The organism is Leyella stercorea, from assembly GCF_019052365.1.
Taxonomy (GTDB): domain Bacteria; phylum Bacteroidota; class Bacteroidia; order Bacteroidales; family Bacteroidaceae; genus Prevotella.
Window position 1 is genome coordinate 43,214 of sequence record NZ_JAHQUY010000012.1, and the last position, 11,128, is coordinate 54,341.

Here is an 11,128-nt window from a genome sequence, read left to right on the forward strand (position 1 = left end):
AAAACTTAATAAACATATAATATGAGAAGTTCTACCCTATTATTTGCTATTGCCTCGGCAATGCTTCTGCAGGCTGCTCCTGCGGTGGCACAAAACAATGTGCCTATCAGAAAAATCAAGGCTGTAAAGCCTTCCACCGAGCTTACGCTGCTTGACAGAGTGGAAAGCGACACGCGCAAGAAGGAATACCAATACAACGAGTATGGATATATCACGTCGGTCATGGAATACAACAAAGAGGCGGGACAGTGGGTGCTCGACACCGACAACTCGTATCGCCAGGAGTACGTGTTCGACGCCGACGGACAGTGTACAGCCCGAACTGCCTACAACGTGGACAAGGCTGGCAACAAGACCTCTGCCAAGAACAAAGCCGAAGTGGAAGTAATCGGCAACACGACATGGGAGCGCCACTATCAGAAATACGTCGACGGAACCACTCACCTAAGTGAGGCATACGCCTACGACCAGTGGGGCAACCGCGTGGAGAAAATCAATTATGGATACGACATCGACAGCAAGAAGGAGTACATAAGCGGCTATAAGAAGAGAGAATACTCCGGACCGGTAGACAAATACGCCGACAATGCAAACTACAATAGCATCAGGGAAAGCCGACTTTTGTATGATCTTACGGCAGAAACAAATGGTTCCGACCAAACCACGATGGATATAAACGAGCTGTATGTTGAGGAATTCCGTAAGGTAGTATGGCAAACAGAAAACGACAAACTGTACGCACGGGAATACGGCTGCGAAGGGTTTCTGCAAATCACGGTAGGAAGCATAGAGAGAGAAATGTGGAAATCGTCCGAACATGAATACAAACTCAACGCTGACGGCACCCGCCCCGTACAGGAAACGATGCGCTACTATAGCAAGAATGGCGAGGTAACAAGCGAGCACACTTCTACTTTCGCATGGGACAATAGCGGTCGCCTGCTATCCGTCATCGAATACAACGAATCATCATCGGAAATATCATATAAAAATGAATACACTTACGCCGACGACTACGCAAAGAAGCTGTCGCTGCGCGAAGCTATTGAAGCATTAAACGGTGGCGGTCAGATATATCCGGAGGACGAGTTTATGCAGTTTGGACGTATAGCAACCTCTTCTTACTATTATGCCGAGGATGGTGATAAGGGTGAGAGTACATACGAGTGGAACGCCAACGGACAACTCATTGGAGGCACATGGACGGAGACTTCTATACAGTCTGACCCCGACAACCACGACACGTCAACTGTGACCGACTACGGCGAGGCACGAGTAGGATATAACGCCGATGGACATATTGCATGGAAGATTGACCATAGCATCAGTGAAAACGACTTCACCAAGATTGAATACTTGTATAACAAGAAAGGTGTTTGGACCGGCGAGGCAGAATATGATGGCGACAGCTGGAATGGTCCGTGGACCAAGGTAGATTGGAGCAAAGCAAGAGCCAGAAAGGGACTCGCAACGCGTGCAGCTAAAGCGCCGAAGTTTATCGATGATATGACCGACGGCTATCATTCTATAGAAAACAATGATGGCGTATGGAATACTCATGGAAACTACGTTGTGTCAGATGGCGTTGTAACATACGGTCATTATGAACAGACTCTCGTAAGCAACGCATCCGTTCCTGCTAATCCGCAATATAACTATACCGACCCGTTGATGCCTCTCGAAATAGAAGATGACGATGATGAAGATAATGGCTGTGTCGAAATGTGGTACTATAATTGGAACACTGACAAGGGCGATTGGGAACCCATGGGGGGACCGACAGAAGCCCGAAGGGTGTATGACAAGGATGGCAATATCGTTGCCGACATCTACAACGGCAATCAGACCATAGTAAGTACAATAACATACCGTCTTGACGACGACGACCGACTGGTTGAGGAAACCTACAGCAAGGGTGGCAACATAACCTACGAGTATCTCCCCGGCACCGACTATCTGCTTGAGAGTGTTGAGACAGCAGCCGACGGCTATCGCAACGTGTGCCACTATTACTACAGCAAGCACAACTATGTAGACCCGACTGGCATTGAAAGCATCAAATACGATGACGCTTCCATACCAGTATGGTACGACCTGCAAGGCCGCAGCATAACCACTCCAACCTCTAAAGGCATCTACATTGTCAACGGAAAGAAAGTGGTGGTTCGTTAAAAACACAAAAGCAGCGAAATAAACAAATTCAATGACAACCGAAAAAGGCGTACAACCAAAATCGTAATGATTAAGGTTGTACGCCTTATTGTTGTTTCTTGTTCAGAATAAAACTTAAAGTTAATCACAAACTGCCACAAAAGTTAGTTGTAAAACCCCACAATTCATAGTACTCAACATCCACAAACATTCGTTTTTACTTGTATATTCAACTGAATACCACTAATTTTGCATACATAAACAAACTAAAACCAAATCAGAAATACAAACAACAATGAACAAAACCATAAGAAAAAACAAATACATTGCACCTAAAATAATCGAATTTGACATGGAAAGCACCACAATTCTGGCAGGTTCCGGCGGCCCAAAATACGATACCAGCGAAAACAAAATAGATTTTAACAGCTCAGAAAGCACCAACGGATCATGGGGTGGCGCCAAGGCACCGATGAGACAAAACATCGGTGATTGGAGCGAGGAGGAATAAACCGAAAACGTTAGCTGTACCCATTGTGGCTATGGCTAATGCCAATGACGGTGTGATTATGAAAGCAGAGAAACTTCACCTCCTCGAAATGCAAACCGTTATTAAAACAAGCCATCTGCGTGAACGTGCTGCAAATGTGCTGCAATTATGGAAATAAGCAACGATAAGCAAACACGCACTCAACTGCTGCAAAGGTAGTGCAAACCGAGAGAAATACAAAAATAAATCACATTTATTTTTATTTCCGAGGTGCAGCCTACCTTATTAAAAGGTAGTGCTTTACCACAAAAACACATGATAAAACGCCCCAAAAACTGCAAATGAAATACCTCAAAAATTACAAATGGATTACAACAAAAACTTAAAATAAAACACATCAAAAACTTAAAATACGTTTGGTAATCAAATTAAAATGAGTACCTTTGCAGCATAAAACAAAATCGAATATGGCATATCTAAATAGAGTCTTTGACTTGCGACTTAAAGCGCATCTTAAAGCAATGGGAGCAGTGCTCATTGAAGGACCAAAATGGTGTGGCAAGACCACCACTGCCAAGCAGTTGGCCAATAGTGTTATTAGTTTACAAGATACTGACCATCGTGAAGAATATTTGGCTACAGCCATTACCAAGCCCTCATTCTTATTAGAAGGGGAAGTGCCTCGCTTGATAGATGAATGGCAAGATGCCCCAATGCTATGGGATGCAGTGCGCACAAAGGTTGATGAGCGTGCCCTGCCTGGTCAATTCATATTGACAGGGTCTAACGCTATTGACGACAGTAAAATCCATCATAGTGGAACAGGGCGTATTTCCCGGATGGAGATGCTGCCCATGAGCCTGTGGGAATATGGTGAATCTAACGGCAGCGTATCATTGATGGAGATGTTCGACAATCCTCAAGAAGAAATCTTCGCTACCTCGGAACTAAAAATGGAAGAAATCATATTTGCTGCATGCAGAGGAGGTTGGCCAGCAACATTGAATTTAGGTGACGACAAGTCAAAATTACTTGTTGCCAAAGAGTATGTAAAGTCTGTATATAAGAATGACATATCACGCATAGATAGAGTAAAGAGAAATCAGAAGTTGGCGCACCTGATAATGAAATCATACGCACGCAACATCTCTACATTGGCGAAAACCACATCCATATTGGCAGACGTTACTGCTTCTGATGATGTAGAATGTACCAGGCCTACGCTTGAAAGCTACATCGAGGCATTGGAAAAACTGTTTGTCATTCAGGACATAGAGGCTTGGTGCCCTTCCATAAGGAGCAAGACAACAATCCAAAGCAGACCCAAACGAGCGTTCTGTGATCCATCGGTTGCAGTCGCATTACTCAACCTGTCACCAGAATCCTTAATGACTCAATTAAAGACATTTGGCTTTATTTTTGAGCAAATGTGCGCACGAGATCTTAGGGTGTATTCAGCCTCTCACGATAGCCGCCTGTCATACTATCGCGACCGCTACGGACTGGAAGCCGACTTGGTGCTTCATCTTGACGATGGACGCTATGCTCTGATAGAGTGCAAACTTGGCAGCCGTGAGATAGAAGAAGGAGCCAAACATCTTTTGGAAATAAAACGACTCATTCAGGTGCATAATGAGACAGAAAAGCAGGTGCCGTTGCGCGAACCCGACTTGATGATTGTCATGACAGGTGGCAGCATGGCTTACACACGCCCAGACGGAGTCAAAGTCATACCGCTTGCTTGTTTGAAAGATTAAAAAACAGAATAGAATATGGGAACAGTATTACTGGCACTCTGCTTCTGCGCATTGTCGCTCGTCCTTGCCTTGTTTGTGGGCATATCTCCCATAAGCGACAAGGCAAAGATTAGGTTTATGTATGTCGGTGCTGCGCTGTCGTTGATGGCAGTGCCAATGATGAGCCATTATATTGCAGGGCTGAATAATATTGTGGACGAGCTACGCTATCAAGCCGTGCTTGTGTTCATCGTCGTTGTGTGTTGCTATTGCTTCGTCATGGCAAATATGGTGAAGTACAATGTCATGAAGAAAAAGGTGGCGGTGCTTGAAGACACGGTAGAGAAGCTGGAGCAAGAACGTGCGGCAGCAATGTCGCAAGCCGTGGATGAAGATCTGCAGCACAAAGTACAAGAAGCACTTGATTGGTTTGCAGCGAAGATGAGCGTGTTCAGCAAAGAAGAGCAAGAGGCCATAAACGCCTGTGCCATTGCCTTTGCCGAGCGTGACCAGATAGTAATACCTAAAGTCAATATAGCTGTCAATGCCAAGTGCAGCCAAGCCGACCTCATGGCGTATGCCAGTTCCGCTTTCTTCAAGATTGGCAAGAAACGTAAGAGCATTGCCCAATTCCTCAGCACGGTGTTCGAAGCTTACTTCCCCGGTGGTGAAGGATTCGTGTATAAGAAGATGCCTGGGGCGAAAGAAACAGTAAAGTAATTTTCTATTACTAACATGTAATCGGTACTATTGTTTTTGCATGAGGTACCGATAATACATGTTTTCTATGTGAATTATTCTCACTTTATATCTACTATATCTATAATCGAAGAATTCTTATAGATGATTTCTATTTGAGAATTTGCCGTTTTGTTACAGACATTCTTCAGTTGTTGTAGTGAAACCTGTAGGCTTTTTCCTTCTACTTTTATAAAAGCTATACAGGGCAAAACATTTACTATTACTCCTCGTTTTTTTATGATTTTACCTACATTTTCTATTTCTTGTTTTATCGTTCCTACCAATTTGATTAAAACAATTCTAATACTATTAAATGTATTGTATTTGAAAAACCTATATAAGGCATTGCTTTCATCGTGTTCTTTCACGATTACCATACAGCGATGAGCTCCTTCGTTTCGTACTTGCCTTAGCTGTGAATATGTAATTTTTATATTTTTGTCATCTGGAAAAAGAGTGGTACATATCGCATTTAGTTTATAAGTAATTTCAATATCACTTACGCTTTTATATTCTTTGTTGGCATTACGCTTGAAAGAATATTTTCCATCAACATTTGTCGCATTCTCTATAAAACTCAACAAATTATCAATATTTGGAAACATTACATAAAAATAGAAATTTACGACATTTTCTATTTGATAGAACGCATTTGCGCAAAAGGAATAAAAACGTTCTAGTTCTTTTTCCTTCAGGTTCAAAGCGGCATTTTCCATGCGAAGATTATCAATGAGAAGTTGGTCTCTTAATCTTTGATTTCCTTTTGCCAATATAAAATCATACGAAATGCTGTTATTGGCTCTTATTTCTAGCGTCTCACGAATAGCATGAACATCATCGCAAATTGACATTCGGGATGAAACAACGTTTGCGGAGGAGGTTATTTCTAACCTCTTCCGCAATTCTGCGTCAAACTCTGGATTTTGTTTGCTCAGTTGTACTATTTTATCTATTGTTGATTTCAGTTTCTCGTCCATAAGCACTAATTTAATAGTTTGTCCAAATCATCATTCAATTCATCTATGTCAACAGGTTGAGCTGGTGGTACAGTAACCTTGTCTGAGCGATGAACGAGCCAGAAGAGTTTTCCGTTTGTGTCTCGACAATTAGAAATGGACAACAATTCCTTACGGTCTTCATCTTCTTTTTTCAATGACTTGTTCACTGATGCCTTTTGCATTCTTCCACCTAATTTAAATGATGCATAGCGATGAGGAATGAAATTCTCAGAAATACTTTTTTGTGTATCTTCTGTTGCCTCTTGGGGCGTATGTACGGTGTAGAATTCTTTTGGCTTCGTTGTCACTATGGCAATTGCCGTATTATTCTTCCTCTCAAACTCTAACACTGGCAAGGTTTCAACGTATGTGATTCCGTGTTGAGTCGTTCTTGTGTTATCATGAAGCGAATTGCACAATTCGTCAAATTGCATCTTCAACCTCAAATATACACTATCGTCTTCGCCCTTTACCATTTTTAGATACATGAGCTTACCGTCCAGTACATTCACCATATCTGGGTTACCTTTCTTCACATGCCCTTTGGTTTCTTTGTATCTTGGAAAGAATTTATTGAATGCTGTGGCATAACCGTATTTGCGCCATATATAGAGAATATTGCGAATGTCGCGCACATATTTCTGAGACACATTGAGTTTGTCGCTAACTATAATGCCAGTAACCTCCTGACGTGTACCGAGTTTCTGTAGTCTCGTCTTGTCTTCGTTCATGATAAAGCCTTGACTCTCGACAATTCTTTTTAATTCTTTTCTGAACTCTCCCGAAGGATGGTATACATTGTGCATTGAGCTGAATGTGATATCATCAGCATATCTTGAATACACAACACCAAATCGTTTTGCCAATCCTGCCAATCTGCGATCAAGGTTGTCACAAATCATATTGGTTATGATCGGTGAAGTAGGCGCACCTTGTGGTAAAACGTACCTTACACTGCCATCTTCCATTTTCTCTTTCATTGAACATAGACCTGCAACAACATTAGCAATCGACTGTTTGAACAACAAAGGCTTTAGCTGCAACCTTTTCCATACTCTCGCTTGATGGATACTTGGAAAGAAATCTTTCAGGTCGGTGTTGAAAACATATTTATGTCCTTTATGCTTGTTTGCATTAGTCACAACGGAACGACCTTCGGTAAATCCCATGGCATAATCAGAAGGAGTGTATACAGCCTTGAATATCTCATTGACATATCGCAATAGCAACATAAAACTTTGATTTCTCGGTGCTGTTATCAGCCTAAAGCCTCCTGATTTCTTTTTAATCTTGAATTGCTTATATCGATGAAACGAATTGTTGGGATTACAATAATAATTCAGGTGTTTCATCGTGAATGGATAGAATTTATCGGACATACCATATTCAGTCATCTCATCCTGTTTTATCTGGTTGAGATGACGAAGGAGATCCTCTTTTGTCTCCAATTGTTGTGTGGCTTTTGCTATACTATTCTTATCCATACTTGTTTATAATTAAGAGGTTGACATCAGAAACAACAGACTTTCATTTCTTTATATAAGAAAAATAAAAACATAAATATAAAACAACATAACACAATATAAAAACATACACCGTATGTATACAGTATACGTTAACGTGATAACATTGTTATCCCAACACCCGTAAAGGCGGTGAGACATCATGCGAATCTGACTCCAAAGAGACATGGCTTTCGCCCGCAAGACGAGTTCAAATTTATATCTGTCGCTCCGATTATCAAGACCTCTTTTATTTTCTGATGCAAAGTTAATACATTGTTGCGAACCCTTTGGTCGTAGCTATGTACAATTTGCATTTTTACTGATAAAATAATATTAGTATTAGTTTTTTATGGGTCACTAATTTACTAATGATGGCAAATCTTCAATTTGGACTGACTATACATTTGTGAATGCATTAGCTGCTTGTTCGACTGTTGCATTGTACTCTTCTTCCTTTTGGGTAAGAATGTTTGCAAACTCGTGAAGTTCCTCCATATCCATATTGTTTTCTTTTAAGTTCTACTTTCTAAGTTATTTACTCTGTTCGTTTTATTTGACAGTGCAAAGTTAACATCAGGTGGCGAACTCTATGTTCGTATATTTTAAAAACTGTATTTTGCAAACTATCTATCTGATCAATGATGTTCCTTGCATATATCTTGGCGAGAGCACAACAAGTTTTGATCGTAATTTACATGTTCGCAGTTCTCCTTGCGTACTATACGAAAGAATCTTACTAATCAATATTCCAATAAGCGTCAGGATCGCCATCAAAAGCATCATCTATCACATCGTCACTATATCCTTCCACATCTTGGGCATACGAGCCAGCGTATTCACCATAGTTTGTTGCATAATCGTCATTATTGATGTTCTCAGCAATGCTACTCTCTATATTAACATCTTATTGCTTGTTGTTTTCTTTAAATTTCTTATAACGACCACCCCATCGTTTCCAACAACTAAGAGTTTTGTCTCATCTTGTGAGAAAGAAGCTGACGATACATTTCCTGCTCTTGTTGCTACACCAAAGATTCCATCGCCAAGATCGTTGTATTGTTCCAAACATTCGGAAAAATTTTCTACTGAATGAATGAACACATTACCTGAAGGCTGATGTCCCCAGTGTCCATTTGGATGGTGAGTGTAATCTATATAGTTTTGGTCTGAGCATGCAATGAATTTTCCTGACGGACTAAAACAAAGCAGACTTTTCCCTGGAGCTTCTTCCGTATGATCATAATTATCAACTTTATGTTTTAAATACGCATTTGCGCAACTGTCATAAAATGCCACATCTCCATTCTTGCTGAACATAGTCATCCATACGGCCCAAAGTTGATGGTTGTGGACGTTTTCTGTTCTATTTACAATTTCTTTTTTTTCTAAATCAAACACCTCAAAAACACCTTCTTGGGAAGAGCGGAATTTATCAGTATTCATTTTTGCTGCAAAACTAAGATATTTGGAATCGTATGAAAAAGAAACATAATTTAGATAGAGCACGCTTCTTCCTATAAGTAGTCTTTGTTCTTCTGCATTGTCTTCATTCTTTCGGTAGCATACGTATCCTAATCTGTCTATTATCAACGATGCAAAATCACACTCCTTAGTGATATACCATTCTATCTTATCTTCTATAGCCCGATTACATCTCTTTTTCTTTTCTTCCTCGTTTGCAACATTTAAGAATAAATTTCTGCATACATCTATAATTTTACCGAACAACTCTTGTTTGTCACTATTCTCAGCAAGTTGCTTTCTTCGGGAATTGAACATTGGACATTTCATTTAATGACGGATAAAAAAGACACTATAATTGCTCAATATGATGTTGCTTTTTCTATCAGCCAAGAGGGCAAAAGAACTCAATGGTACTTATATGAAGACTTGACAGACGATTACAGGAAAAAATATCCTACAATGGATATTCATTCCGTGATACGGATGCAAACACTTACACTTATAGATTTCTATTATTTGTCATAATCCTATGAATTAAGCGTCCTAAAAAAATGAATGCTGCACAGTTTTCCAAAACATTTAAGGGGACATTAAGTAAGCTTAAACCATCCACACGAGGAACTATAAATAGAGGAATTAATTCCGGAATTGATGAAATTAATAGTACTGTCGGTTCGGGAGAGGTCATGTTTGATGCTATAGACTTTTTGAAACCAGAAGATAAAGAATAAAAGTATGAAAGAATTATTGTTGAGAAATCTTTTGATACTATATCTTGGCGTTTCTTTGAGATTTTTGTTTTATAAAATAATCAAAAGGCGTGATGTGGATTTTCAGAGATTATTACATGGCATAAAATGTCCTAAGAATAAAAATGATGAAATTTTCAATTATAAAAATGATTTCACGAATCGATTATATGCTATCATATTTATAATTTCAATCGTAATCATAATAGGTCTCATACAAAAATATAAAAACTAAAAGCAATCAAATTGTTATTTTAGTGTAGACTTCAAAAATCGGGTAGGAGGTAAATGCTAATTATAAAAGGCATTTGCCTCCTATTTTCACATTTACCGACCTCCCACACCACCGTATGCGGAACCGCACTTTTCCTGTTCGTTCTGCTTTTCTTTGAATATCCGTGCCAACAAATAGGTGCCATAAGCATTTAACGTGAGTTTTGTTTCTACATTTGACGGTAATACACCGCAATATGTTCCTGCAAAAGAATCCAAACTGACTTTGTTTTCTAAAACTGCCGTATATTCTTCAAGCTTGATAGAATCAATACCTGAATCATTTTGTTCTGTGCCGCATAATATATAAGATGTAACAAATGAGATAACCAAAACTGCTATAATTATCTATTTCTTTTTCATAGCCATCATAAAAGAAAAAGAGTCCGCAATGTCAAACGAATGGCATCACGGACACGGATGAATAGTTGAGAGTCTAATAAAAGTTAGTATGCTGAAACATTGTTGATGCACAGACAAGTTCTTGTACTATCGAACACGATACGGAGACCGTTCGTCTTTACTTTATCGAAGCGAAGGATGCGCTTGTAGCCGATGGTCGTTGTCTATTATTGCTTATTAATTTTCTTTTTAATTACATTCGCCTCTTTAAATAGGCTATTAGCAATGCTATCTTTAATTGCTGCTATTTCTATCATTTCATAATGGTGGCGGACAGAATCCTCATAAGCAGTAACACGATTTCTCACATTCTCAATAACTTCTTTATTTGGGCATACGGAGAAGTTCTTTTCGATGTATCGGACATTTTGATCATCAGATGGAAGAACCATCTTCAATGCCCGATATTTCAAGTCTGCAATCTCCAAAGCTTGATGCTCTTGCCATTGGGTTAGATTGCCCCAAATGGAGATGACAAGAGATAGAGCCAAGCCTCCAATTAAAAGAAGAACATACTTTGAAGTTGGCTCGAAGCGATGAGTCACTACTTTCTTCAGAGGTGTGTTATCCATTGCGTGAAGTTTGTCCTGCACATTTTTTGATGTGGCATTCAGCTCTT

General features: G+C 39.8%; 10 protein-coding genes and 1 pseudogene. 6 read left to right on the forward strand and 5 right to left on the reverse strand.

All coding sequences use genetic code 11. From position 1 onward, the window contains the following. Positions 1–21 precede the first annotated feature (21 nt). From KTQ90_RS03870 to KTQ90_RS03885, 5 genes are all read left to right on the forward strand, one after another. Positions 22–2,172 carry a hypothetical protein gene (locus KTQ90_RS03870; protein WP_217317284.1) on the forward strand — a complete coding sequence of 717 codons (2,151 nt, stop codon included), beginning with the start codon at positions 22–24 and terminating at the stop codon, positions 2,170–2,172. Positions 2,173–2,446: 274 nt separating this feature from the next. Further along, complete coding sequence (locus KTQ90_RS03875) at positions 2,447–2,662, forward strand: hypothetical protein (protein ID WP_217317285.1); 216 nt, start codon at positions 2,447–2,449, stop codon at positions 2,660–2,662. Between the two features lie 31 nt (positions 2,663–2,693). Then, on the forward strand, positions 2,694–2,819 hold the full coding sequence (locus KTQ90_RS13850; RefSeq protein ID WP_302180501.1) for a hypothetical protein: 126 nt from the start codon (positions 2,694–2,696) through the stop codon (positions 2,817–2,819). 289 nt (positions 2,820–3,108) lie between these two features. Then, entirely contained in the window at positions 3,109–4,398 is a 1,290-nt protein-coding gene (locus KTQ90_RS03880) for an ATP-binding protein (protein WP_217317286.1), read from the forward strand. A gap of 15 nt (positions 4,399–4,413) precedes the next feature. Then, the gene (locus tag KTQ90_RS03885; RefSeq protein WP_217317287.1) at positions 4,414–5,097 is read left to right on the forward strand and encodes a hypothetical protein; all 684 of its coding nucleotides are present in this window, start codon (positions 4,414–4,416) and stop codon (positions 5,095–5,097) included. Positions 5,098–5,177: 80 nt separating this feature from the next. On the opposite strand, the gene KTQ90_RS03890 is transcribed toward KTQ90_RS03885, so the two are convergent. The 3 genes from KTQ90_RS03890 to KTQ90_RS03900 all read right to left on the reverse strand — a co-directional run bounded on the left by KTQ90_RS03890 (position 5,178) and on the right by KTQ90_RS03900 (position 9,400). Continuing rightward, a complete protein-coding gene (locus KTQ90_RS03890; RefSeq protein ID WP_217317288.1) occupies positions 5,178–6,095 on the reverse strand; it encodes a hypothetical protein in 918 nt (305 codons plus the stop codon). Between the two features lie 5 nt (positions 6,096–6,100). After that, complete coding sequence (locus tag KTQ90_RS03895; protein ID WP_217317289.1) at positions 6,101–7,600, reverse strand: reverse transcriptase family protein; 1,500 nt, start codon at positions 7,598–7,600, stop codon at positions 6,101–6,103. Between the two features lie 912 nt (positions 7,601–8,512). Further along, positions 8,513–9,400, reverse strand: a complete 888-nt coding sequence (locus tag KTQ90_RS03900) for a hypothetical protein (protein ID WP_217317290.1) — start codon at positions 9,398–9,400, stop codon at positions 8,513–8,515. Positions 9,401–9,636: 236 nt separating this feature from the next. Here KTQ90_RS03900 and KTQ90_RS03905 point away from each other — a divergent pair, with 236 nt between their 5' ends. Continuing rightward, the gene (locus KTQ90_RS03905) at positions 9,637–9,816 is read left to right on the forward strand and encodes a hypothetical protein (protein WP_217317291.1); all 180 of its coding nucleotides are present in this window, start codon (positions 9,637–9,639) and stop codon (positions 9,814–9,816) included. A 345-nt stretch (positions 9,817–10,161) separates the two neighbouring features. Here KTQ90_RS03905 and KTQ90_RS03910 read toward each other — a convergent pair whose 3' ends face one another. Together KTQ90_RS03910 and KTQ90_RS03915 are read right to left on the reverse strand one after the other, a co-directional pair. Then, positions 10,162–10,440: a hypothetical protein gene (locus KTQ90_RS03910; RefSeq protein ID WP_217317292.1), complete on the reverse strand. Its 279-nt coding sequence runs from the start codon at positions 10,438–10,440 to the stop codon at positions 10,162–10,164. Positions 10,441–10,676: 236 nt separating this feature from the next. Next, positions 10,677–11,128 (reverse strand): annotated as a pseudogene (locus KTQ90_RS03915) (hypothetical protein); the annotation flags it as partial.